Source organism: Pseudomonas syringae (genome assembly GCF_002157375.1).
GTDB classification, from domain to species: Bacteria; Pseudomonadota; Gammaproteobacteria; order Pseudomonadales; family Pseudomonadaceae; genus Aquipseudomonas; species Aquipseudomonas syringae_T.
The window spans coordinates 67,366-93,099 of the sequence record NZ_MTSA01000007.1 but is presented as its reverse complement, the minus strand read 5'-3'; the positions used below and the strand labels follow the sequence as shown (position 1 = coordinate 93,099).

Sequence of the window (25,734 nt, the reverse complement as noted above, 5' to 3'; positions counted from 1 at the left end):
TCGAGGGGAAACACCATGGGATTCAATTGCGGCATCGTCGGCCTGCCTAACGTCGGCAAGTCCACCCTGTTCAACGCGCTGACCAAATCAGGTATCGCGGCCGAGAACTTCCCCTTCTGCACCATCGAACCGAACAGCGGCATCGTGCCTATGCCCGATCCGCGCCTGGCGGCGCTGGCGGCCATCGTCAACCCGAAACGCATCCTGCCGACCACGATGGAATTCGTCGACATCGCCGGCCTTGTGGCAGGCGCCTCCAAAGGTGAAGGCCTGGGCAACAAGTTTCTCGCCAACATCCGCGAGACCGACGCCATTGCTCACGTGGTGCGCTGCTTTGAAGACGAGAACGTGATTCACGTCTCCAACAGCGTCGACCCCAAGCGTGACATCGAGATCATCGACCTGGAACTGATCTTCGCCGACCTCGACAGTTGCGAAAAGCAGCTGCAAAAAGTCGCACGCAACGCCAAAGGCGGCGATAAGGATGCAGTGGTCCAGAAAGGCCTGCTCGAGCAACTGATTGCACACTTCAGCGAAGGCAAGCCGGCTCGCAGCCTGATGAAGAGCATGAGCGCTGACGAAAAAGTCGTCATTCGCGGCTTCCACCTGCTGACCACCAAGCCGGTCATGTACATCGCCAACGTCGCCGAAGACGGCTTCGAGAACAACCCGCTGCTGGACGTGGTCCGCGCCATCGCCGAAGAAGAAGGCGCGATGCTGGTGCCGGTCTGCAACAAGATCGAAGCGGAAATCGCCGAACTGGATGACGGCGAAGAGAAAGACATGTTCCTCGAAGCCCTGGGCCTCGAAGAACCCGGCCTGAACCGCGTGATCCGCGCCGGCTACGAAATGCTTCACCTGCAGACCTACTTCACCGCAGGCGTTGAAGAAGTCCGCGCCTGGACCGTTCGCGTCGGCGCCACCGCCCCCCAGGCCGCAGGCGTTATCCACACCGACTTCGAAAAAGGCTTCATCCGCGCCGAAGTCGTGGCCTACGACGACTTCATCCAGTACAAAGGCGAAGCCGGTGCCAAGGAAGCGGGCAAATGGCGCCTGGAAGGCAAGGAATACATCGTCAAGGACGGTGATGTGATGCATTTCCGGTTCAACGTGTAAGCAACAGGCGGTTTACATACATCCCTGTGCAGAAGCCCCATTAGCTGGGGCTTTTGCGTTTTCACGCATGGGCCGGATGAACCCTGCCAACCCAATACAGCCCCTCTTAAATTATTTGCTGGGGATGTCTATTTTTCTATGTAAAATATCGTTCTTTAATCGTCGCTCATCCACGTCATTTTAAACACTCATGTTTAATACAGGCAGATGTCTCGAAAACGGCGACCGATCAGCGATTGTTTCCACGGACCGGGCAGAGCCTTGTCACAACCCTAGGTAGATACTCTTTTGAAGATCTTAGTAACAGGCGGTGCTGGCTTTATCGGTTCGGCGGTCATTCGGCATATCATTGCCAACACAACGGACTCCGTCGTCAACGTCGACAAGCTCACCTATGCAGGCAATCTCGAGTCACTTCAGTCGGCCGATCAAAGCGAGCGCTACGCCTTTGAGCACGTCGATATCTGCAACCGCGAAGACCTGGATCGGGTTTTCAAGGAGCATCAGCCTGATGCCGTGATGCACCTGGCAGCTGAATCCCACGTCGATCGCTCCATCACGGGCCCGTCGGAATTCATCCAGACCAATATCATCGGTACCTACACGCTGCTCGAAGCTGCACGCGGCTACTGGAGCCAGCTGGACGAAGCCCGTAAAGCCAATTTCCGTTTCCATCACATTTCGACCGATGAAGTGTATGGCGACCTGGAAGGCCCGGAAGACCTCTTCACCGAGACGACCCCTTACCAGCCAAGCTCGCCCTACTCGGCCAGCAAGGCCAGTTCCGACCACCTGGTGCGTGCCTGGAGCCGTACCTACGGCCTGCCTACCCTGGTCACCAATTGCTCCAACAATTACGGCCCGTGCCATTTCCCCGAGAAACTGATCCCGCTGATCATCCTCAACGCGCTGGAAGGCAAGCCACTGCCCATTTACGGGAAAGGCGATCAGGTCCGTGACTGGCTCTATGTAGAAGACCATGCCCGCGCACTGTACAAAGTCGTGACGGAAGGCGAGATCGGCGAAACCTATAACATTGGTGGCCACAACGAGAAGCAGAACCTCGAAGTGGTCAACACTGTCTGCGCCCTGCTCGACCAGTTGCGCCCTGATTCGGCTCATCGCCCGCATGCCAGCCTGATCACTTACGTTCAGGACCGTCCAGGCCATGACCTGCGCTACGCTATCGACGCCAGCAAGATCCAGCGTGAGCTGGGCTGGGTGCCGGAAGAAAGCTTCGAGTCCGGGATTCGCAAGACCGTTCAGTGGTACCTCGATAATCCTGAGTGGGTTGCTCACGTCAAGAGCGGTAGCTACCAGCAATGGATCGACAAAAACTACACAGCACGCGCCGATAAATGATGAAAATTCTTCTGCTGGGAAAAAACGGCCAGGTCGGTTGGGAGCTGCAGCGCTCGTTAGCGGTATTGGGTGAAGTAGTCGCTCTTGATCGGCATAGCGTTTCGACGGCCTACGGTGACCTTTCTGGCGACCTGTCGAACCTGGACGGGTTGCGGGACACGATTCGAAGCGTTAAACCTCAGGTCATCGTCAACGCCGCAGCCTATACCGCCGTTGATAAAGCAGAGACCGAGCAAGAACTCGCGCACACGGTCAATGCTCTGGCAAGCCAGGTCCTGGCAGAAGAAGCTCACGCGCTGGACGCGCTTCTGGTTCATTACTCGACGGACTACGTGTTCGACGGCACGGGAACCACCGCCTGGAAAGAAAGCGATGCGGTGTCGCCGGTCAATTACTACGGCGCAACCAAGCTTGAAGGCGAGCAACTGATTATTGCCTCAGGTTGCAAACACCTGATATTCCGCACCAGTTGGGTATACGCGGCACGCGGCAACAACTTTGCCAAGACCATGCTGCGGCTTGCAAAAGATCGTCCGACACTGAGTGTGATCGCCGATCAGATAGGCGCACCGACCGGTGCAGAACTGCTGGCCGACATAGCGACAGCGGCCTTGCAGCAAACACTTGCAAGGCCTGAGCTGTGTGGCATCTACCACCTGGCGCCTGCTGGTGAAGTGTCATGGCATGCCTATGCGCAATACGTAATTGATTTTGCCCGCGCCAATGGGGAACCCCTGGCGGTGGAAACAATCAACCCAATCGGTACGATTGAATACCCGACACCCGCGCAACGCCCTCTGAATTCGCGTTTGAACACAGACAAGCTGCGCCACAATTTTTCTCTGCACCTGCCTGAATGGCAAAGTGGTGTGGCCCGAATGCTCATGGAATCCCTGAATAAATGACCACCATTAATCGTAAAGGCATCATCCTGGCCGGCGGCTCGGGCACTCGTCTTCACCCGCTCACCCTTGGCGTGTCCAAGCAGATGCTGCCTATCTACGACAAGCCGATGATTTTCTACCCTCTTTCGGTGCTGATGCTGGCGGGTATGCGTGAAGTGCTGATCATCTCCACGCCGGAAGACTTGCCGAGCTTCCGCAAGCTGCTGGGCGACGGCAGCCAGTACGGCATTCAGCTTACCTATGCCGAACAGCCTACACCTGACGGCCTGGCACAAGCCTTCATCATTGGCGAAGAGTTCATTGGCAAAGATCCTTGCTGCCTGATCCTGGGCGACAACATCTTCTATGGTCAGCACTTCTCCGACAACCTGCGCTCCGCCAGCCAGCAGACCAGCGGTGCCACCGTTTTCGGTTATCACGTTTCCGATCCGGAGCGCTTTGGCGTTGTCGAGTTCGACGACACCGGTCGCGCCCTGAGCATCGAAGAAAAGCCTGCAGCGCCAAAGTCGAGCTACGCGGTAACAGGTCTGTACTTCTACGACAATCAGGTTGTCGAAATCGCGAAGAACATAAAGCCTTCGGCGCGTGGCGAGCTGGAAATCACCGATGTGAACCGTGCGTATCTTGAACAGAAGAGCCTGACCGTAGAGATTCTGGGGCGCGGGTTCGCCTGGCTCGACACCGGCACTCATGAGTCGCTGCTGGAGGCGAGCCATTTTGTGCATACCATCGAGCAACGTCAGGGCTGGAAAGTGGCCTGCCTGGAAGAAATTGCCTACACCAACGGCTGGATTACTTCCGCGCAGTTGGGTGAGCAAGCTCAAAAGCTGAAGAAGACCGGTTACGGGCAGTACCTGCAGAAGCTGCTTGATCTGGGCTCGTTCTAAGGCCGCAAACCTCTATTCCCCTACCGCAAGGCTGCGAACAGTATGTCATCTGTTTTTCCGAAGGTAGCCGTGCTGCTGGCGGCCTATAACGGTATGGCGTGGATAGAGGCGCAACTTGATTCCATTCTGAAGCAGGCCAATGTCTGCGTAAGCGTGTTCATCAGTGTCGATACCTCCACGGACGGCACTGAAGCGTGGTGTGCCGACTATGCACAGCACCGCGCAAACATAATCCTGCTACCGCCCGCCGGACGATTTGGCGGAGCATCGCGCAATTTCTTTCGCTTGATTCGAGATGTCGACTTCTCATCGTTTGATTACGTAGCCTTCTCCGATCAGGACGATATCTGGCACCCCGACAAGCTGGAGCGCGCCGTATCGATTTTGCAGTACGGCACCCATCAAGCCTATTCCAGTAATGTCATCGCCTTCTGGCCGGATGGCAGGCGAGTATTACTGGACAAGGCACAGCCTCAAACCCGGTGGGACCATTTTTTTGAAGCCGCCGGTCCAGGCTGCACCTATGTACTAAATCGCCCACTCGCGGATGCGTTCAAGGCATCGCTCACGTCACACTGGAACGAGGCTCAGGCTGTCAGCCTGCATGACTGGTATTGCTATGCATTTGCGCGCAGTCACGGCTATCGGTGGTTTATCGACCCTGCTTACAGCCTGGATTATCGTCAGCATGCCGATAATCAGGTCGGCGCCAATACCGGACTCGCATCACTCATCACACGCTTGAAAAAGATTGCCGATGGCTGGTGGGCGGGACAGGTGCTGCTGATCAGCCAACTGATCGGGGGTAATGAGACGCCATTTTCAAGAAAGGCAAACGGTACACGCTGGTTATTTTTTCGGCTCGCCTTCAAGGCCGGACAATGTCGCAGAAGACCCCGAGACAAGATTTTCTTCATTGTCGCCTGCCTGGCAGCGATGCTGAACAAGCCTGAGCAGCGAAATAATCAGTAAGCAGTGCATGGGGTCTCTTCAGAGCCATGTGACTCATGACGCCCGCAAAACTGATATCGCAACCCATTGAAAAGACTCGCTTTCACGCTCCTGGCCTGACGATGGCAGCAGCATGAGCATACGCACGTCCGGGGATCGGGCGGCGCGCTGTAATCGCTTAATTTCACAGGCCACTGAATGTTCTCCAGCAGCGGCTTATGTTAATGTGCAGGCCTTTGTTTTCGGTATCAGAAGCTCCACAAAGCCGGCAGCCGGGGTGAGCGGAACCAGAGTCCAAAGGCAGGGTCACTTATACTGCCCGCCCAAGGATGACAGGCCCCCAGTCGCCTTTACGGCAATGAGTTCAGATGCCGGATGCGCTTTATTTCGTAAAACCGTCCTGCAATGAAGACCTCGTGTTACTCATCGTCGGAACCTACGTCGGAAAATCACAAATAGACGATGCCTGCTCCGCGCCCCTCAGTGACAGACCTACCCTCTTATCCAGCGCAGAGACACTCCGCTCAGGTGGACAGTCTATGGCGCAACCGACGCGGATGAACGTCGATATCGTAAAACGCCTTTTACTGGCGCACTCAAATTCCATGGCACAGGCGTTTTCCAACATACGCCTGCCCCAGCCAGGACCGCACAAGCAGGTCCTGATGAGCATTTCGGAGATACGTTACCTATGAATGCAACACGCCTCGCCATACCAGACGTCATCGTATTCGAGCCTCAAATCTTCGGCGACGATCGCGGTTTTTTCTTTGAAAGCTTTAACCAGAAGGCATTCGAAGAGGTCGTTGGCCGGCCTGTGAAGTTTGTTCAGGACAACCACTCTCGCTCGGTAAAAGGCGTGCTTCGGGGTTTGCATTATCAAATTCAGCAGCCGCAGGGCAAGCTGGTCCGGGTGACTGTGGGTGAAGTGTTTGACGTCGCAGTCGACCTGCGCAAAAGCTCACAGACCTTCGGCCAATGGGTGGGCCTGCACCTCACCGCCGAAAACAAAAAGCAGCTATGGATCCCGGAAGGTTTTGCTCACGGCTTCGTCGTGCTGTCCGAAAGCGCCGAATTTCTTTACAAGACCACTGACTACTGGGCGCCGGAACATGAGCGCAGCCTTGCCTGGAATGACGCGACGGTAGGTATCGAGTGGCCATTCAGCGAAGCACCTTCCCTGTCCGCCAAAGATCAGAAAGCCGTCGTGCTCGAAGACGCTGAGGTGTTCGCTTAATGAACCCTCATCAAACCCCTTCGGCAGGTCCTGTGCGACTGGTCACCAGCCTGTGGACGAACCGGTCGTTGATTTCGCAGATGACCAAACGGGAAGTCATCGGCCGGTACCGCGGCTCGGTAATGGGCCTGGCCTGGTCATTCTTCAATCCGGTCTTGATGCTGGCAGTTTACACCTTCGTCTTTTCTGAAATTTTCAGCGCACGCTGGGTCGGCGTAGACACCGGCAAAGGTGGATTTGCCATCCTCCTGTTCGTCGGGATGATCGTGCATGGTCTGTTCGCGGAGTGCGCCAACAGAGCACCGTCTCTGGTGATGAGCAACAGCAATTACGTCAAGAAAGTGGTTTTCCCGCTGGAGATCCTGCCGGTTATCACCTTGGGGTCTGCGCTCTTCCACAGTTGCATCAGCCTGATCGTACTCGTTATTGCACAACTGTTGATCTCACACACACTTTTCTGGACAGCGCTGCTGTTTCCGCTGATTCTCGTGCCGCTCATCCTGGGCACGCTGGGTATCAGCTGGTTTCTTGCATCACTGGGCGTGTACTTGCGCGATGTCGGCCACGTGATCACGGTACTGACGACAGTTCTATTGTTTCTCTCGCCGGTTCTTTATCCGGTGGCGGCGCTTCCCGAAGTTTATCGCCCGTGGCTACAAATGAACCCGCTCACCTACATTATCGAAGAGAGCCGGAGCGTACTGCTGTTCGGCAACCTCCCTCATTGGGGCAGCCTGGGCATTGCCATTGCCATTGGCGCAGTCATTGCTGCCGCAGGGTTCTGGTTCTTCCAAAAGACACGTAAAGGATTCGCTGATGTCATCTGATCAACCGGTTATCAGCGTACAAAACGTCTCCAAGTGTTTTTACACCTACGACAAGCCCCATGACCGCTTGAAGCAAGCGTTGGTCCCTAGGCTACAGCGCTGGTCTGGCCAGGAAACCACGACCACTTATGGCAAGGAGTTCTGGGCGTTACGCGACATCAACTTCGAGGTCGGTAAAGGTGAAACGGTCGGTATCGTCGGCCGCAACGGCTCCGGCAAGTCCACCTTGCTGCAAATCATCTGCGGCACGCTGAGCCCTACCGTCGGCGAAATTCAGACCCGTGGACGAGTGGCTGCATTGCTGGAACTCGGATCTGGCTTCAATCCCGAGTTCTCAGGTCGTGAAAACGTTTACCTGAACGCGGCCGTGCTGGGCCTGACGCGTGACGAAGTGGACGAACGCTTTGACGCGATCGCCGGCTTTGCCGACATCGGCGAATTCCTTGATCAGCCGGTCAAGTCATACTCGAGCGGCATGGCTGTCCGCTTGGCATTTGCAGTCCAAGCCCAGGTCGATCCAGAAATCCTCGTTGTGGATGAGGCCCTCTCTGTCGGAGATGCACGGTTTCAGGCAAAGTGCTTCGAGCGCCTGAGGCAATTAAAGGAAAACGGCACAAGCATTCTGCTGGTCACTCACTCCAGCGAACAGGTCGTCACTCATTGCAGTCGCGCGATTTTGCTCGAGAAGAGCAGGATCGAGATGATTGGCGAATCGCGGCCCGTCATCAATCGCTACACCGACCTTTTGTTCGGACGCGACAAGAGCCCTATCACCGACAAGAGCCTGGACCTCGCTGAAGCAGAGCGAGTGGAAACGCCCCCCGCCGAAGCCGACAAGATTGCGTTGCGTTTCGACGAAGACGTGTACGCCAGCAGGCCCGGCTACAACCCTCATGAATACCGCTGGGGGGACGGCGCAGCAACATTACTCGACTTCCATATGAGTGCTTCGGGGCGAGAATTCCCCAACAGTGTCGAGTCCGGTGAGGAAATAGCCCTTGATCTGGCGTTGCAGTTCAACCGTACGGTGGTCAACCCGATTATTGGCTTTACGATCAAGACCAAAGAAGGCGTGACCGTGTACGGTACTAACTCGTACATGCAGGATTGCGAAGGCACAGGCTTGATAGGCCATGCTGGCAACCAAGCGAAGGCTCGTGTCAAATTCAGAAACGCGCTGGCAACCGGTGATTACTTCATCTCCATAGGCATTGCCTCCCGGCAAAGCGAAGACATCGTGCCCCACGACAGACGCTATGATTCCATCCATTTCGTCGTAGAACCTACTCCGAAGCTTCTGGGCTTGATAGACCTGGGTGCCTCCATGGAAATTGAACCGGTACCTGTTGATGTTTGAACTTGATAAATACGGCTATAACCTTGATGCAGACACAGGCGTGTGGGTGCGTTCGGATTATCAAGGCATCGCCTACAGCGACGGCGACAATTCTGAAAATGAATTGGCCAGAATCGTGCGTGAGGCGAAGGACGTATCCGTACTGTCCAACGAGCTTCCGCAATATTGCACTGATTGGCCCAAGCTCTACCACCTGACCTCCAGTCGTGGAAATATATTCCGTCCGTTCGAGGGTTTGCTTGAAGGCAAATCAGTCCTCGAGATAGGTGCAGGGTGTGGTGCGATAAGCCGCTATCTTGGCGAGGTTGGAGCCAGCGTGCTGTCTCTGGAAGGCAGCCCTCGCCGCGCCGCGATCGCCGCGAGCAGAACCCGAGATCTTGATAACGTCACCGTACTTGCTGAACGATTCGACGACTTCAACGTCGACAAACAGTACGACGTGGTGACGCTGATTGGGGTTCTTGAATACGCCAGCATGTTCAGTGCCGATCAAGATCCGGCGTTCGGCATGCTGAGTCGGGTCCGCAAACTGTTAAAACCTGACGGCCACTTGTTTATCGCCATCGAAAATCAATTGGGCCTCAAATATTTTGCAGGCGCGCCTGAAGATCATGTCGGCGTGGCGATGTATGGCATTGAAGGGCGCTATGTCGATCGTCAACCAAAGACATTCGGTCGAAAAGAACTGCAGGCGCTCATTGCTCGTGCAGGTTTCATGGCATCAGACTTTTTGTCACCTTATCCCGATTACAAGATCCCGAATTCAATCATCACTGAAAACGGCTTCAGGTCCAAAGACTTCGATGCCGCTGCTCTGGCCTGTCAAAATACGCGCAAAGATCCACAGCTGCCTGCGAACACCACATTCAATCTGGAAAGAGCCTGGCCTGTCGTCATCGATAACCACCTGGGTATGGAGCTTGCCAACTCTTTCCTCGTGGTCGCCTCATGCCAAACGGAACAGGTGGTGCCGTCGGATATACTTGCGTATCACTACAGCACAGGGCGCAATGCCGAGTATTGCAAGGCATCTGTTTTCGTCGAAACGCCCGAGGGCATTGAGGTTCGCTACCACCGCCTCAGCGACGCTGCCGTTCCGCAAAGCCTGGGCGATGCGCACAGGTTCATTCTTCCAGACGCTCATGGTTATGCCAAAGGCTCGCTGCTCAGCCTGAAGTTCCATGAAGCTGCGACTACCCAGGACTGGAAAGTCGAAACCTTCACGCCGTTTCTGTCACTGTACCTGGACAGCCTGAAACAACTTCTCGCGTCGGAAGGTCATACCACTGCGCTTGATCACGTGGAAGCACGCCTGCCGGGGCACTACATTGACGCAATCGCGCAGAACATCATCCTGGACAGTGATGGCCGGCCACACCTTATCGACATCGAATGGGAAATGCTCGAAGGTGTCGAGCTGGGTCATTTGTTGATGCGTGGGTTATTGCTGCTGATTGCCAGCGCAGTGCCTTTCCATCCCACCGCTACCATGATCAGCAGACGCGATTTCATTATCCAGCTGATGGCCAGCGTCGGCTTGACAGTCACCGATCAAGAGCTGAATCGCTTTGCCGTGCTCGAGGCAATGTTCCAGGAAAGAGTCACCGGCCGTGAAGCCGCCAGCTTTTTGAACTGGGCGCCCGACGCAACGATTCAGAAAACAGGCTCACACGTACTGAACGAAGCACCTAAACTGGCGACGCTCTATCTTGGCGATGCAGAAGGCGGATTCGCTGAAGACCGGACAAAAAACCAGCGTGTCCATGACGGTTTTCAGACAGTCATTTTTGACGTCCCAACGTCAGCCCGATGCGCATCGCTACGTTTCGATCCAACGAACGTCAGGCAATCATTTTCGATAAGAGCCATCAAAGTTTACAGCGCAAACGCAGAGCTGTGGGCGTGGCACGACAGTACGGATGCTCCACTGGCAGCCGCAGGGGTCACAGCATTTTCCAGCGATGCCAACGGCACATTGTTCATGGCACTCAATGATGATCCGCACGTGATGTTACCTGCGGACCTCAATACGCTGATCACCGGTAAATCATTCAAAGTCCAGATCTCGTTTACCCTGCTTACCGAAGCTCAGGTCGCTGAACGACTTCTTCAACAAGAAGAAGAACTCAAACAGGCACTTGAAACGACCTCAGATCAGAGCCTTAAAGAGCACTCTGCTCTTGAGGCTATCGAGGCGGCCACTCTGGCGGAGCAAGAGAATCATCGCCAGGCGTTGGCCAACATAGAAATCGAAAACCTTTCCCTTCAGGAAAGCCATCACTTGGCACTGATGGAACTCGAAGCTGCAAACGCGACGCTTCAGGAAAACCACAGCCATGTATTGGCGGGTCTTGAAGCTGAAAAGCGGGCGATGCAAGAAATCCACCAGCAAGAGCGGGAGGAGCTTGAAGCTCAGAACCTCGCCATTCAGGAACGTCATCGGCTTAAGTTGATGGAAGCTGAAAGTGAGCATCTGGCAGCCTTGGAATCCCACCGCGCCGCGCTAAGAAGTCTTGAAACCGATAATCTGTCCTTGAAAGAAAGTCATCATCTGGCACTGACCAGCCTTGAGGCCGAAACGCTCGTTCTGAAACAAAATCAGCGCCGTGAAGTGACCGGGCTTGAAAGCAAAAACCTGACGTTGATGGAAAATCAGCGCCTCGAGCTGGAGGCCAAAGATACTCATATTCATAACCTGAATCTGAATATCATCTCGATGCAGTCCTCCTATAGCTGGTGGGTGACAGCCCCCCTCCGGAAAGTGACCAGGGCGCTCTACAGGCTAAAAAGTAACGTCGCTTCGTTGCCTATGATCATTCGCCGCGGAGGCGGTCTCTTCAGCACAGCCGGAAAAGCATACCGGGTATGGCAGGTGAGGGGCGTTGCTGGTGTCATCGCTCAAGCTCGATGGGCCAAAGGCAACGCCGCGCATGCACTGGATGGAAACAGGCATGACTACGCGCTGTGGGTGCAGAAGTACGACACTCTCGACGATGAGAAGATTGATCGTATTAACGATGATATCCGTGACTGGGGCAATGGCCCGGTCATTTCCATCATCATGCCGGTCTACAACCCGCCGCTGGATTTGCTGCGTGAAGCAGTAGAAAGCGTTCGCGCGCAGCTCTACCCACAGTGGGAGCTTTGCCTGGCCGACGACGCGTCAACTGATCAAACCGTCATTGATTACCTGAGGTCTTTGAATACGCTGGATGAGCGGATCAAGGTGATCTTCCGTGAGCACAACGGGCATATCTCAGCGGCCAGCAACTCAGCGCTCGACGTGGCTACAGGCGAATTTGTCGCGCTGATGGATAACGATGATTTGTTGCCCAGACATGCGCTTTACTGGGTGGCGCGAACGATTCGTGAAAATCCTGATGCGGGGCTTATCTACTCCGATGAGGACAAGATCAGCACCAATGGCACGCGTAGCTCGCCCCACTTCAAGTCAGACTGGAACGAGTTTCTGTTCCGCTCACAGAATATGGTCTGCCACCTGGGTGCCTATCGCAGGGACCTGATCAATGAAGTAGGGCAATTCCGAATCGGCTTTGAAGGCGCTCAGGATTATGACCTTGCATTGCGATGCGTCGAAAAGCTCGAGCGAAATCAGATTATTCACATCCCTCGTGTGCTTTATCACTGGCGCATACACGCTGGCAGCACGGCGATGGCGGGCGATGAAAAACCTTATGCTGCGCTGGCTGGCGTAAAAGCGCTGGATGAACATCTGGAGCGCAAAGGCGGAGTCGGAATCGCAGAGCTTTCTTCTTTGGGTATGTACCGTGTTCACTACTCACTGCCTGCGTCGCCGCCACTGGTAAGCTTGGTAATCCCGACCCGAAATGCCCATGTCCTGGTCAAACAGTGCATCGACAGTATCAAACGGCTCACGACGTACGCTCATTACGAAATTATTCTGATAGACAATGGCTCTGACGAGCCGGAATCGCTTGAGTATTTTGCTCTGCTTGATCAGGAAGAGAACATTCGCGTCATGCGCGATGATGGCCCATTCAATTACTCGGCGCTCAATAACGCTGCCGTGCGTATTGCGAACGGCGAGTTGATCGGGCTTATTAATAATGACATCGAAGTCATCTCGCCTGATTGGCTGAGTGAAATGGTGTCCATAGCGCTGCAGCCTAACGTGGGTGCCGTAGGCGCGCGTTTGTGGTATCCCGATGATCGACTGCAGCACGGTGGCGTTATCACCGGTCTGGGCGGCGTGGCTGGCCACTCCCATAAAAACCTTCCCAAAGGCGCACCTGGTTATTTCTGCAGAGCAGAGTTGATTCAGGAATTATCAGCCGTGACGGCAGCCTGCCTGATTATCAAAAAATCAACGTTTGAACAGGTTGGCGGGTTGGAAGAGGAGCATTTGAAAATTGCCTTCAATGACGTGGACTTCTGCCTCAAAGTCAGAGAGGCAGGCTATGTCAACGTCTGGACACCTTTTGCAGAGCTGTACCACCATGAGTCGGCGACACGCGGACTGGAAGATACACCGCAAAAACAGGCGCGTTTTACGAAAGAAATCGAATACATCAAGTCGCGCTGGCCTGATATTCAAACTGATTACGCCTATAGCCCGAACCTGACACTGGATTACGAAGATTTTAGTATGGCCTGGCCACCTAGAACAAAGACATAGCGATGAATAGACACTTCAAAACTATTACATCAAGAATCGACAGCAAGGGTATGCAATGAATGTAGTACAGAAACACCCCGACAAGTTAATGACCGCGCTAAGGTGGGTGCTCATCACCTTACCTCTCATTAGCCTTTTTATCAGCATTTGGTCGTGGCTTAGATATGGGGTCGATATTCCCGTTTATGATGACTGGCGTCAGTACAAAGCTAATGAGATGGGACGCCTGGATTTAGCTTATCTTTTTACTCCGCACAACGACACACTGTATTCGTTCGGCCTGCTATTGGACTCCCTCGCTTTCCGATTCCTTGACGGGAACACTGTCGTTTATCAGTTCTTGAGCCTGACTTCAGTCCTAGGGGGTCTTCTTCTTCTGCAATGGAAGCTTCTTAAAAGGTATTGCACCGATAAAAACTGTCTCGCCGTAGCATTTTCCTTCACCCTTTTGATGCTACAACCGGATACCTACTGGGGCTGGCAAAATCTGGCTTATCATCAAGCCTTGCCCCTTGTATGCGTACTTGGGATTCTGATGCTAGCGACAAGCAAAACACTCAATTCAAAGGTAGCAATACTTGCAGCGATCAGTATGGGCTTCATTGCCGGACTTTCCTACATAAGCGGCGCTTTTTCAATCCTGGCACTGTGTGCAGTATCCGTGATTTATGGACTTACTTCCAACACGGCACAGCATAAACGTGCTTTAGATATTGGACTAGCGCTAATAGCACCTGCAATTATTACTACTGCGGCACAATTGTGGGTCATCATTGAAGTACAGCACGGCACGCACCGTGCTGATGCTCCAATGGCGTTTCCGTGGGAAGCTGATTTCTGGCTATTTATGCTTGGAAAAGTTGCACGTTCTTTAATGCTCCCACTGGAGCACCCAATATTATCGCTAACTATCACACTGCTTGCACTATTCTGCTTGGCAATTGTACTCTTTAAAAGCACACTGATCATTGCGAGAAAGAAAACCTCTACACCTCCGGAGCCTTTATATATATTCATCAGTCTCTGCGCAGTAGTATTTTCCTATCTCCTCCTTATATCTGCCGGACGAACTAACCTTCGCCCAGAAACAATGACTGCGCCGTTAGAAATTTTTATTTCTGGCTTCTATAGATTCCACTTCTTTTGGATTACATTGCTTTGGCCTTGGATTGTTTACATCATATTCAATTGGCTACAGCATAAAATGAAGGCAAAGCGCATTACAAAAATAGCGCTCTTTTCAACAACAATTTTATGGGCGGCAGCATGCGTTTATACCCCGATCATTGCCAATGATAGCTTTTACAAATCAACCATGGCGCAGCGTGTTAGTGGACTTAATTGCATCATAGAAAAAATTCAACAACCAGGTCCTGTCAGATGCGTTGGAATCGACCTTGAAGATATTGCAGAAGGCATAAAGAATGGCCGCAATAAAAATGCGTCTTTTGCAAGATTAATGCACATCATGCCTCTGCCGCTTGGCACAAATTCGCCTAAACCAGACTATAGATTGTCAGAAAACCTGGACACGCTGAAAATAACCAATGCAAGTCCAGCTCTAGGTAAAGCGACGCCGCTCGCCTTGACGGCAGACAACGACATTAACTTAAATTTTAAAGTCAATAGCGACCTCTCGAGTTGCAGCATGTTAGATATTTCGGCATCCTTGATATCCACCAACGGCAGTATCGCTCAGCTTTTTTATCTGATACCTGGCGATACTGGCTTTAGCGAGCTACACTCCATGACCGCTATGGTGGCGGGTTCAAAAAAGCCTCAGCAAGTAAATTTCTTTATCAATAGCCCAACAGGCTTTGAAAAAGACATGCGGTTCGATCCAGTGGCGGCAAGTCAAAACATTACGATAAATGATCTTGAAGTCCGCTGCCGCTCGCACGTTAATGTTACCCAATAATTTATAGGTCGCTATTATGCTCTCGTCCATCATCCCTCTTTTCTCAGCAACAACAGCTAACGCTGGACTTGACTTCACCACCCCGTTGAAGGCCGTACTGGACAGCCACTGGTATGTTTTGGGTAATGAAGTGAAGCTGTTCGAGGAAGAGTTCGCCGCCTATGTGGGCGTACAACATTGCATCAGCGTAGCGAACGGGTCAGACGCACTGGAACTTGCCCTCAAAGGTCTGGGTGTTGTCGTTGGTGATCGCGTTGTCGCCGTGGCAAACGCCGGTTTCTATGGCAGCACAGCTATTCATGCAGTTGGCGCCACTCCCGTTTATGCTGATGTCGACTCAGCGACGCTGACTCTTTGCAAAAATTCGCTGAAAGCGGTAATTGCCAAAGAAAAACCAGCGGCAATCATTGTTACGCACTTGTACGGTCAACTGGCGAACATCGAAGAAATCGTTCAAATCGCTTCTGCCGCTGGTATTCCGGTTCTTGAAGATTGCGCACAATCCCACGGTGCTCGACGCAACGGCAAACAAGCAGGCAGCTTCGGCACCATTGCTTGCTTCAGCTTCTACCCGACCAAAAACCTGGGCGCTCTGGGTGATGGCGGCGCGGTGGTTACTAATGACGACGCTCTGGCGGCACGTATTCGCCAGCTTCGGCAGTACGGCTGGGACCAGAAATATCGTATTGCCATCCCGGGCGGCCGTAACAGCCGACTGGACGAGATGCAAGCCGCAATCCTGCGCATCAAGTTGCCTCATCTGGACACCTGGAACGAGCAACGTCGTTCAATCGCCAAGCGCTATAACGAAGCGTTTGCCGGGCTGGATATCCAGATTCCTTCCTCGGTTTCGGATGATTACGTCGCCCATCTGTATGTAATTCGCACAAAAGATCGGGCCGCACTTGCTGCTGCGCTCAAAGAAAAGTCGGTCAGTACGGATGTTCACTATCCAATCGCCGATCACAAGCAGCCCGCGTACTCAGCCACGCCTTCCACGGCTCTGGACGTTACCGAGCGTACATGCGATACCGTCATCTCGCTGCCCTGCTTCCCCGGCCTGAGCGACGAAGAAGTTGATCGCGTCATTGATGCGGTCACCGCATACTTTTCAAAGGAGATATGATTTTGCTGACGTTGGTCATTCCCGTTTATCGCAATGAGAGCAATCTTCCGGATTTGCTCGTTGCCGTAACGGCGCTGGACAAGCAACTCGGACACGAGCTTGAGGTCGTGTTCGTTGTGGACGGCAGTCCCGATCGCTGTTACGAAATACTCAGGGAACAACTGCCGTCGCAATCGTTCAAGTCAAAGCTGATCCTGCTGTCCAGAAACTTCGGCTCCTTCATGGCTATCCGCACAGGCCTGCAGCATGGAACCGGCGAGCGTTTCGCGGTAATGGCAGCAGATCTTCAGGAACCACCAGAACTGGTTCTGGAAATGAACACGGTTCTGATGCGCGGCGACATCGACGTGGTGGTCGGTGTGCGTGAAGGCCGTCAGGATCCGTGGGCAACACGCACTGCTTCAAAGATTTTCTGGGGCTTTTACCGCCGTTATGTCATCCCTGAAATACCACCAGGCGGTGTCGACATGTTCGCCTGCAACAAAGCTTTTAGGGATACTCTGCTGACCCTTGAAGAGCGTCACAGCTCTCTCATCGCCCAGATATTCTGGATGGGCTATCGCCGCGAAGTAGTCACCTATACCCGGCAGGAGCGCGTTCACGGTACATCTGCGTGGACCCTGCGTAAAAAAATCAATTACCTTATGGACAGCGTATTCTCCTTCACGGACATGCCCATACGGATATTGACCCGAGTCGGCGCGTTCGGCTCGGCCCTTGCTGCGCTGTTTGGTGTGTTTACACTGATTGCCAAGCTTGAAGGCAGAATTGAAGTGCCTGGCTACGCGATGATCATGCTGGCCATCACCTTTCTCGGCTGCTTGAACTTGCTGGGACTGGGTATCGTCGGTTCCTATGCGTGGCGCACTTACGAAAACACAAAGAATAGACCCTTGGCCATCCCTATGCGGATCGAAGGATTTGGAGAAACTGATGAGCAGCGGTAAGGATTTTTTCGTTCACAGCCACGCCCTGTGCGAGTCCGAGAATATCGGTAAGGACTCACGTGTATGGGCGTTCGCTCATATCTTGCCTGGCGCCCGTCTGGGTAGCGAATGCAACGTCTGTGACAATGTATTTATCGAAAATGATGTTGTCATCGGCGATAGAGTGACGCTGAAGTGCGGTGTACAAGTCTGGGATGGTATTACCATTGAAGACGATGTGTTCATTGGCCCCAATGCCACCTTTACCAATGACTTGTTCCCACGCAGCAAGGTGTATCCGCAGACCTTTGCTCGAACCATCATTAGAAAGGGCTCATCGCTGGGCGCGAACTGCACAATCCTCCCAGGCATCACCATCGGCATCAATGCAATGGTTGGCGCCGGTGCAGTGGTAACACGCTCTGTGCCGCCCAATGCGATCGTGGTGGGCAACCCGGCGAAGATCATTGGTTATGTAGACGCCAAGCCTGTCAATGCCAGCAGCGAAACACGTCCAGAAAAAGCAGCACCTGGCGTATCCCCAACGTCAGTGAAAAACGTGACGCTGCACACGATGAATGAGGTAGCTGACATACGCGGTAGCTTGTCGGCGGGTGAGTTCGAGCGCTCGGTGCCATTCAAGTCCGAGCGTTACTTCCTGGTGTATGACGTTCCAACCGCCGAGACCCGGGGTGAGCATGCACACCGTATCTGTCACCAGTTTCTGGTTGCCGTAAAGGGCTCGGTTCACGTTGTGGCAGACGACGGTGTCAACCGAGAAGAGTTTATTCTCGACAAACCGAATCAAGGCATACATCTGCCTCCGATGACGTGGGGCATACAGTATCGTTATTCTCAGGATGCCGTGTTGCTGGTATTTGCGTCGCACTACTACGATGCCGGGGACTACATTCGTAATTACGAAGAGTTTAAATCCCTGATCGCAAACGCCCTGTAATGGCTCGATTATGAATCAGGCAGTTTCAAAATTCCTGAAGCAGGACTTTGCCCGATTTTTGATGTCAGGCGGTTTCAACACCGCCCTGACCTATGGCATCTATCTAATCCTGTTAATGTTCTTGTCTTATAAAACAAGTTACACGATATCTTATGCGACGGGCATTCTGCTGGCCTATGTTCTCAATCGATTCTTTGTCTTCAAGAGTCATCAGGGGTTACGCTCAGTTATTTTGCTCCCTCTGATTTACGCCATTCAGTATGGCTTGAGTCTTGTCATACTCTGGTGCTGGGTTGAAAAGCTAAAGTTTGATGAAAGACTGGCGCCGCTGGCAGCGATCGCGCTGACACTACCAGTCACGTTTGCTCTTTCAAAACTTGCATTTTCTGTCAAAGATAAAAACGCTCAGCAGCCATAAAACCGCGGCAGTAATATCCTTAGCGAATCTTGCCGCAGTGTAACTGCCGACTAAAACGGCAGTTACACTCAGGTTTATTGACTACCCACCTGCCGAATCACTGACTCTTGGAGGAAAAGCAACCGAAAAGTCTTCCGCAGCTAACGTAAGGTTAGGGTTGTAATACGGGTCGTGCTTGATAACAGCTCGCCACTTATTCTGCATGTACTCGACTTCGCTAATGAACCTCTTGATTTTTTCCGGCGTGTCTTCAAAACCACGTGTGGCAGATTCATGGTGGTACAGGTCTGCGTTAGGGGTCCAGATGTTCTGGTAGCCAGCCTGCATTATTTTCAGGCACAGGTCCACGTCATTGAATGCAATCTTCAGGTCTTTGGCGTTGAGCCCACCCACTTCCTGGAAAACTGATTTTTTGACAACCAAGCATGCTGCAGTGACGGCAGACATTCCCTGTATCAAAGACGCTCGCCCGAAATATCCATGATGGCCTCTAGGAAGCATTTTATGAGCATGCCCGGCCAACGTCAGCGGCCCCATGATCACGCCGCCATGCTGCAGTCGCTCATCGGGGTACCACAACCTTGCGCCAATCGCGCCGGCATTCGGTTGCAGCGCCAGAGAGACCATTTCACTCAGCCACTCAGGGTTGATGACTTCGATATCGTTGTTGATCAACCCGATGAGTTCGCCCTTGGCATGCTCCACAGCATTGTTATTAAGCGCTGAGTAATTGAATTCGCCGTCATCACGCAGCACGGTGACACCCGTCAGGCGTGAAAGCATTTCGAAATACTGCAACGACTGCGGGTCATCAGATCCGTTATCAACCAGAATGATTTCGTAGTTGGGATAAAGCGTTTTATGACGAATGCTTTCTATGCACTGCTTCACCAACGCATAAGCATTACGCGTCGGGATGATCAAACTCACCAGCGGCTTTTCGGCGGGCAGGTCGTAATGAACCCGGTACATACCGAAGTCAAGCAACTCGGCATGCCCGGCTATCCCGGACCGCTTCAAATGCTCTTCAAGCGCCTTTTGCCCGGCATTCTGTGCGTAAGGCTTTTCATCGGTGGACATGGCAGTGCTGCCGGCATGCATGCGCCAATGATAAAGCACTCGAGGAATGTGAATAATCTGAGTGGCATCAATCTGCTCAACGCAACGAAGTGCCAGATCATAATCCTGCGAACCTTCCATGCCGACACGGAAACGCCCTACCCGCTCAACGAGTTCTTTACGGTACACGCCCAAGTGACTGATCATGTTGTGCGAACGGAACAGGTACGGGTTCCAGTCAGTTTTAAAGTACGGTGCTGACCGGACGCCCTGTTCGTTTATCTTGTCTTCATCCGAATAGATAACCGCGGCATCCGGATGTTTATTGATCGTCTTGGCCACCCAGAACAGTGCATGCTCAGGGAGCGTGTCATCATTATCCATGAGAACAATGAATTCACCGGTTGCGATATCAAGCGCCGAGTTACTGGCCTTGGAAATATGGCCGTTTTGTTCGCGATAGGTCACTTTTATACGGTGGTCTGACTTGGCGCTCTGCTCAAGAAACAACCGAACACGGTGATCCGTTGAGGCGTCATCGGCGATGCACAATTCCCAATTAAAATAAACCTGGGTTTTGATGCTTTCAATGGCCTCTCTCAGCATATCGATAGGCGGGTTGTACACGGGCATGATGATGGACAGTAGCGGCTTGGCTTTCCAGGCCCCCATTTCTTCATACATGCAGAGACGGTCAATATCGTCAATCGTGTCGAACTCTTCGACCCATCGCGAGTAAGTGTCGAGGTGCTCCGGTGCGTGTTCTGAGTGAACAACCGGTGTCATTTCTGGTTCAACGGTATGCGGAAGCGCGCCATGAGCAGGAAAGGCCACCGCTGCTGGCTCGCCACTGCTCGCGCGTCTGATAGCTGCAACTATTTTTCTAAGCGGAGAGGTTATCTTCCAGCTGGTCGAGCCTTGCAACTCCATAATGGTGAGGTTCAGATTATGAATATGCGTATCGCGCTCGATTAAAGTAGCCACGAACACCGCTTCTTTTTTGGCCCGCTCTTGTTGTTCTGAGACCAGCTCTCGCTGCAGCCTCTCTATGACAGCAGAAGATTGCTTTTTCTGAAGCGAGTTCTCTTGGCGGAGACGCTTAAGCATGACTCGATGACCTCGTAATTTCTTTTAAATTCTTTCGAATACACCACGTTGCTCCCAAGCAAGACGGTCACTCGCACACCTTTCGACGGTTCGTATATTACACGACTTGTCTATGACGGTTTGGCTTCTGACACAGCATCAACACTATTAAACTTGCGCAGGCCTCCTTATCGGCGGTCTGCCCAGGCCGGAGGCGATGGGAAGGAGCAGGCTCCCGACGGATTCGCCACGCTGTCCTGAAGCACGGCTCAAAAGCAATACAGTGCCAAGGCCAAGCGTCACTGCACTGAAGGCTTGCCTGAGAGCACCGGTAGTTTTAGAAGTCGCTGGGAAGCTGAGGAGGACTCCGGTATCGTTTTTAAACCCGCCCCAAACACACTGCCAGCATCAGGCTAATATTGCCTTGCACGGTCTGTCGGTAAATCCCGGACTTTCGAAGCGTGGTGATTCGCTTGGAAAACGACTGCCTGCGCCCGTTGTCGAAATACGCCAGTACGCGCTTGCTTTCATCAGTGAGCGCGCCTTCCATCCCCTTCAATATCGCCACATTCGCATCGTTCCACTCCGCAAAACGCCCGGAAAGCATTTTACGGAATCGGACCAGCCTGTCGCGCGTACTGGCGTTGGCGCCGATCAAATTACCACTGTGCTGACGATAGTGAAGGCAGGGTTCAGCATCATAGAAAACCTCGCCCCCGCACCCCGTCACCAACAGATAAGTCAGCCAGTCATGAGCAATTAAAGGAGACCGCTCAGGCAGTTGGACCAATAACTGACGGGTTGCCTGATTGATCAACATGGTATTAGCGCCTGCCAGGCTTTGAACCAACGCATTTTTAAAAGACGGTGGCTTGCTGAACAGCGGCGAAACCCCGATCACGTTCAGCTTCGCATCGACCAGCCGGGTTCTGGAGCAGTAGAGCGCAGGCTTGTTGCTGTCGAAGCGCTCAAGACAATCAACACTTCGCTCCAGCTTGTCAGCAAACCAGACGTCATCCTGATCGCTGAAGGCAAAATAGTCAGCTTCTATTTCAGGACGCTGAACGAGGGAAATGAAGTTTTCTGCGAAGCCTTTGCAGGGGCCGTTGAAAATGACCAGCCGATTCTTGCCCCAGCGAGCCTGATAGTCGGACAAGATACGATGCGTGTCATCAGTCGATGCATCGTCGGAAACATAAAGGGTCCAGTCAAAAAAGGTCTGAGCAGCGAACGACTCAAGCTGCTCACGAAGGTACACAGCGCCGTTATAGGTACACATCAGAATGGCGACGCGTGGACGACATGACAATAGATCGTCGGCCTCGGAGGAACCTCGATCTTGCAGCGGGCTGGCACTGTCCGCCCTGTGTTTTTGGGTGAGCTGCGTTCTCAAGAAACCTTTCGCCTGCAAAAACCGAGCATTTTACGCCTTGTCTCGTCTTCCGTCAGTCATCAAATGATTAATAGGCGCCGCCGATTCAACTTTTTCTGTCACAACTACAAAAACGGTAAAGCCGGCGGGATCACCACGCCGGTTTTTCAGTACGGAGAGGAATCATTCAATCACCCCAACCGAAACCGAGCCGTATTGTCATTCAACGCGCGACTGCCCTGGCTCAGCGTACCCGCCGCCTGATTGACCGCTCGTGCGCCTTCCAGCAAGCGGCCTGCAGCCTGATCGACCTGCTGGATATTGCTGCTGACTTCATCGGCGGTCGAGGCCTGTTCTTCCACGGCGGTCGATATCTGCGCCAGCGTATCGGCGACGCCCTGCACTGCCGTTGCGATCTCGCCCAGGCGAACACCCAGCCCGGTCACGGACTGCGCATCGTTGACGGCCTGTCCGCAGGCGGCTTCCATCAGCGTCACGGCCTGGGTCACGGTGGAGCGCAAGCTGTCGACGGTCCCTGCGATCTGCGCAGTGGAAGCCTGTGTGCGCTGTGAAAGGCTGCGCACTTCATCGGCCACTACGGCGAATCCGCGTCCCTGCTCGCCTGCCCGTGCCGCTTCGATGGCCGCGTTGAGCGCCAGCAGGTTGGTTTGCTCGGCAATGCCGCGAATGGCGTCCACCACCGATTGAATTTGTTGACCTTGCTCGCTGACGCGCCCCAGGGCAGCGGCCGTTTCGGTCAGGCGCTGATTGAGCTGCTGGATGCTGTCGGTTGTGCGCTGGCTGTCCTGACTGCTTTGCTCGGCGATCCGGCGGGTGTGCCGCGCGCTCTCTGAGGCTTGCTCACAGCTTCTGGCTACACCTTGGGACGTGGCCGCCAGCTCGGTAGCTGCGGCGGCAATCTGGCTGATCTGCTGTTGCTGATCTTCGACCTCGTTGAGCGTCCCGCTGGACTGAGCGGTCAGGGTCAGCACGGCATCGCCGACCCGCACGGTCTCCTGATTGACGCCTAACAGGCTGGTGCGCAATTGCACGACCGCCACGTTCAACGCCCGGCTGATGGACGCCAACTCGTCACGCCCTTGCACCGGCACTTCGACACACAGATTGCCGTCACGCAGGGACTCAGCCAGGGTGGTAATGCCGCTGGCGCTGTTACGGATGGAAGATTGAAGGCAGGCGAACAGGTAAATCGCCATAGCGACCAGAATCCCGAAGATCACTGCCAGCGGGATGAACTCCATATTGGAGGACTCATGGTAGTAATCGAGCCGGCCATTAAGCGCGTCAAGCGACTGCTTGCGCAGATCAGACGTGCTCGCGGTCAGGGTGTCGATGCTCTTTTCGAACTCCTGCGGTTTGAGCTTGATGCTGCCGCCAAAGACACCGTCGTCAATCACCTTCAGTTCGCTTTCCAGCACCTGCTTGACGGCCGCGTACTTGTCGGCCCAAGGCTGCAGTTGCTCGGGCAGTTTGGATAACAGCAGCGTGGCCGCCTTGTTCATCTGCTCTTTGGAGTCGTCGATACGGCCACGCAGATCACGCATTTGCAGGCGGCTTTGCAGGCTGAACTGACCTGAAGCCACTGACGTCTGGCCAACGCTGGAGAGGCGGCCGATACGCTCGATCAGGTCGGGGACTTGCTGCGTGGAAAGCTGCATGAGCATGTAGGTTTCAAGCCACGGATCCAGGATCAAACCGCTGTCCATAGCGATCTGCTCACGCAGGGCCTGGACCAGATTCAATACGGTCGAGAATCGATCATAGCCGTCCGGCCACCAGCCCACAGTGCGCAACGATGCGGTATCGAGCCCCGTCACGGCGGCCTGCAAATCCTTATAGCGCGCCATCGTGTCGGCCGGTGCATTTTCCTGAACCAGTGCAGCATTCACGCCTTCCAGCGCTTTGGTAATGCGTGGAATTCCGGCATCGACACTGACCATTGCTTCCTTGGCTGCCGGGGTCGGTTCGCGAAGAATATCGGCAGCTTTCCAGCGCGCGGCGTGATCACGCTGGGCAGACAACTCGACGTTCAGGACATCAAGCGCCAACAATTGGCGCACGCCGGACTGCTCGCCTGAAATCACGTCGAGCTTGTTGCGATAGTCCTTGGTAATGAACCAGGCGCTGCCCGCTAGCGGCAGGATAAACAGCAGAAACAAGACCTGAAACTTGCGAGCAAACCCAAAGCGCCCCATCAGGCGCATGCCCGGTGACAAAAGACTGTTCATGCCCTGCAACTCCCCGTGAACACCGGCCGGATCTGAACAAACAGAGGCGATGCCTTTATTTTGGAAAAACACTGACAGCAAAATGCCATGTTCTTGTTTCATTGGCGATACACACCGCCTCGGATTGTGGCGAAAATACGTGTCGGCTATTCGTTTGGTACCAAATAGCGATGTAATTGACGCCTCAAACCAAGGCCAAGCAAGAACCGGACCGCCGAGAGTGCAGGAAAGCACTTTTACCGCAGCACATTATTCGCCTCTGAAGAGTCCCGAAAAAAAGCCGAACAGGCGCAAAACGCCCGGAAGCCGAAAAAGCCCACTGCCAGTGACCTGCGCCGCGGGCAAGAAGCGTGGAAGGGTTATCACGTGAAATCTACCGCAAGCTGGTCAACGCACGGCACCAGGACCGAGAGAAGGATGCAAAAGCGCGCGCTGCCACCTAACCGGTTGATCGCACGTCATTATTTTTCACATCAACGCTTGACACATATCCGCTTAGCGCGAATAATGCGCGCCACTTGGCTACATAGCTCAGTTGGTTAGAGCATAGCATTCATAATGCTGGGGTCCGGGGTTCAAGTCCCTGTGTAGCCACCAAGTACCGGTCTGAAGACTTTTCGAAGTCTGCAGACCAAACAAGAAGCCCGCCTCGTGCGGGCTTTCTTGTTTCTGGCTGTTCATCTTTATCTCCCTTATCCTTCCCAGCCGCGTATGCCGATCTGCGCCGTCGACCGGGCCAATTCGTTGCTGCTGCTTGAAGACCGTTCCACAAGCGGGCGAAAGGGTCGGAAACAGGACGTGGCATGAACCATCCGACCGGGCGCGCAGATACAGCGCGCAGGATCTGCTACAGCTCAACGGTATTTCGACACCTCAACAGGCTGCACTCGTGAGCCAACTGGGGCAACGAACGGATGAAATCAGTGAACAGCAAGGCGCTGATGTCGTGTAGGTATGAGTGAAGACAAAAATCTGCTTCACCTGAAAAAGGGTCCAGACGGGTCCTTTTTGGTGTAAACGCTATTTCTAGCCCATGGCATCAAGATAATGCTCCATAGGGTGCGCGGATCTCTACCTATCTAGTCACTTTTGTCATGCATTGAACCTAACCGCGGTATATCACTCGGCGAGTCCTTAAGCGAGGGTGAAGCAGTTGAGCGACCGCTTCTGGCCGGTAGCCGCCTTTGGCGGGGGCAGGCAGGTGTGCTGGCTGACCATTAACATTTATTCATGCAATCGGTGCTTAAGATTCAAGGGGCGCGGCCGATTATACGATATTGCTGAGATTAAGTTGGCTCTAATCATCGTTGGATAAGCCGTTAT

General features: G+C 53.7%; 17 protein-coding genes, 1 tRNA gene and 1 pseudogene. 16 read left to right on the top strand and 3 right to left on the bottom strand.

Annotated features, from left to right (window positions below; translation table 11 throughout):
* Positions 1-15: 15 nt before the first annotated feature.
* The 14 genes from ychF (at position 16) to BW686_RS10435 (ending at position 18,645) form a co-directional block, all read left to right on the top strand.
* Positions 16-1,116, top strand: coding sequence for a redox-regulated ATPase YchF (gene ychF, locus BW686_RS10505; RefSeq protein ID WP_084916263.1), 1,101 nt, complete (start codon positions 16-18; stop codon positions 1,114-1,116).
* A gap of 288 nt (positions 1,117-1,404) precedes the next feature.
* Positions 1,405-2,478 (top strand): dTDP-glucose 4,6-dehydratase, encoded by a 1,074-nt coding sequence (gene rfbB / locus BW686_RS10500; RefSeq protein ID WP_084916260.1) that lies wholly within the window; start codon positions 1,405-1,407, stop codon positions 2,476-2,478.
* Positions 2,478-3,383 carry a dTDP-4-dehydrorhamnose reductase gene (rfbD, locus tag BW686_RS10495; RefSeq protein WP_084916258.1) on the top strand — a complete coding sequence of 302 codons (906 nt, stop codon included), beginning with the start codon at positions 2,478-2,480 and terminating at the stop codon, positions 3,381-3,383. The genes rfbB and rfbD overlap by 1 nt, the downstream gene beginning before the upstream one ends.
* Entirely contained in the window at positions 3,380-4,270 is an 891-nt protein-coding gene (gene rfbA / locus BW686_RS10490) for a glucose-1-phosphate thymidylyltransferase RfbA (RefSeq protein ID WP_084916256.1), read from the top strand. Before rfbD ends, rfbA begins: the two co-directional genes overlap by 4 nt.
* Before the next feature lie 42 nt (positions 4,271-4,312).
* A complete protein-coding gene (locus BW686_RS10485) occupies positions 4,313-5,242 on the top strand; it encodes a glycosyltransferase family 2 protein (protein ID WP_084916253.1) in 930 nt (309 codons plus the stop codon).
* Between the two features lie 670 nt (positions 5,243-5,912).
* Complete coding sequence (gene rfbC / locus BW686_RS10475; RefSeq protein WP_084916240.1) at positions 5,913-6,458, top strand: dTDP-4-dehydrorhamnose 3,5-epimerase; 546 nt, start codon at positions 5,913-5,915, stop codon at positions 6,456-6,458.
* A complete protein-coding gene (locus tag BW686_RS10470; protein ID WP_084916237.1) occupies positions 6,458-7,285 on the top strand; it encodes an ABC transporter permease in 828 nt (275 codons plus the stop codon). Before rfbC ends, BW686_RS10470 begins: the two co-directional genes overlap by 1 nt.
* Positions 7,275-8,642: an ABC transporter ATP-binding protein gene (locus tag BW686_RS10465; protein WP_084916235.1), complete on the top strand. Its 1,368-nt coding sequence runs from the start codon at positions 7,275-7,277 to the stop codon at positions 8,640-8,642. Before BW686_RS10470 ends, BW686_RS10465 begins: the two co-directional genes overlap by 11 nt.
* Positions 8,635-13,299 carry a glycosyltransferase gene (locus BW686_RS10460; protein WP_084916233.1) on the top strand — a complete coding sequence of 1,555 codons (4,665 nt, stop codon included), beginning with the start codon at positions 8,635-8,637 and terminating at the stop codon, positions 13,297-13,299. The genes BW686_RS10465 and BW686_RS10460 overlap by 8 nt, the downstream gene beginning before the upstream one ends.
* A 55-nt stretch (positions 13,300-13,354) precedes the next feature.
* The gene (locus tag BW686_RS10455; protein ID WP_084916230.1) at positions 13,355-15,217 is read left to right on the top strand and encodes a hypothetical protein; all 1,863 of its coding nucleotides are present in this window, start codon (positions 13,355-13,357) and stop codon (positions 15,215-15,217) included.
* Positions 15,218-15,233: 16 nt separating this feature from the next.
* Positions 15,234-16,343: a DegT/DnrJ/EryC1/StrS family aminotransferase gene (locus BW686_RS10450; protein WP_084916226.1), complete on the top strand. Its 1,110-nt coding sequence runs from the start codon at positions 15,234-15,236 to the stop codon at positions 16,341-16,343.
* On the top strand, positions 16,340-17,290 hold the full coding sequence (locus BW686_RS10445; protein ID WP_005771391.1) for a glycosyltransferase family 2 protein: 951 nt from the start codon (positions 16,340-16,342) through the stop codon (positions 17,288-17,290). Before BW686_RS10450 ends, BW686_RS10445 begins: the two co-directional genes overlap by 4 nt.
* Positions 17,277-18,227: a WxcM-like domain-containing protein gene (locus BW686_RS27300; protein WP_084916224.1), complete on the top strand. Its 951-nt coding sequence runs from the start codon at positions 17,277-17,279 to the stop codon at positions 18,225-18,227. Before BW686_RS10445 ends, BW686_RS27300 begins: the two co-directional genes overlap by 14 nt.
* Before the next feature lie 10 nt (positions 18,228-18,237).
* A complete protein-coding gene (locus BW686_RS10435; RefSeq protein WP_084916223.1) occupies positions 18,238-18,645 on the top strand; it encodes a GtrA family protein in 408 nt (135 codons plus the stop codon).
* Positions 18,646-18,726: 81 nt separating this feature from the next.
* Here BW686_RS10435 and BW686_RS10430 read toward each other — a convergent pair whose 3' ends face one another.
* The 3 genes from BW686_RS10430 to BW686_RS27685 all read right to left on the bottom strand — a co-directional run bounded on the left by BW686_RS10430 (position 18,727) and on the right by BW686_RS27685 (position 24,411).
* The gene (locus BW686_RS10430) at positions 18,727-20,811 is read right to left on the bottom strand and encodes a glycosyltransferase (protein ID WP_084916222.1); all 2,085 of its coding nucleotides are present in this window, start codon (positions 20,809-20,811) and stop codon (positions 18,727-18,729) included.
* 358 nt (positions 20,812-21,169) lie between these two features.
* Positions 21,170-22,069 carry a glycosyltransferase family 2 protein gene (locus BW686_RS10425; protein WP_179149244.1) on the bottom strand — a complete coding sequence of 300 codons (900 nt, stop codon included), beginning with the start codon at positions 22,067-22,069 and terminating at the stop codon, positions 21,170-21,172.
* A gap of 284 nt (positions 22,070-22,353) precedes the next feature.
* The gene (locus BW686_RS27685) at positions 22,354-24,411 is read right to left on the bottom strand and encodes a methyl-accepting chemotaxis protein (RefSeq protein WP_084916734.1); all 2,058 of its coding nucleotides are present in this window, start codon (positions 24,409-24,411) and stop codon (positions 22,354-22,356) included.
* 520 nt (positions 24,412-24,931) lie between these two features.
* Here BW686_RS27685 and BW686_RS10415 point away from each other — a divergent pair.
* A tRNA-Met gene (locus BW686_RS10415) sits at positions 24,932-25,008 on the top strand.
* 166 nt (positions 25,009-25,174) lie between these two features.
* Positions 25,175-25,363: pseudogene (locus BW686_RS27105) on the top strand (chromosome segregation protein SMC); the annotation flags it as partial.
* Positions 25,364-25,734 lie beyond the last annotated feature (371 nt).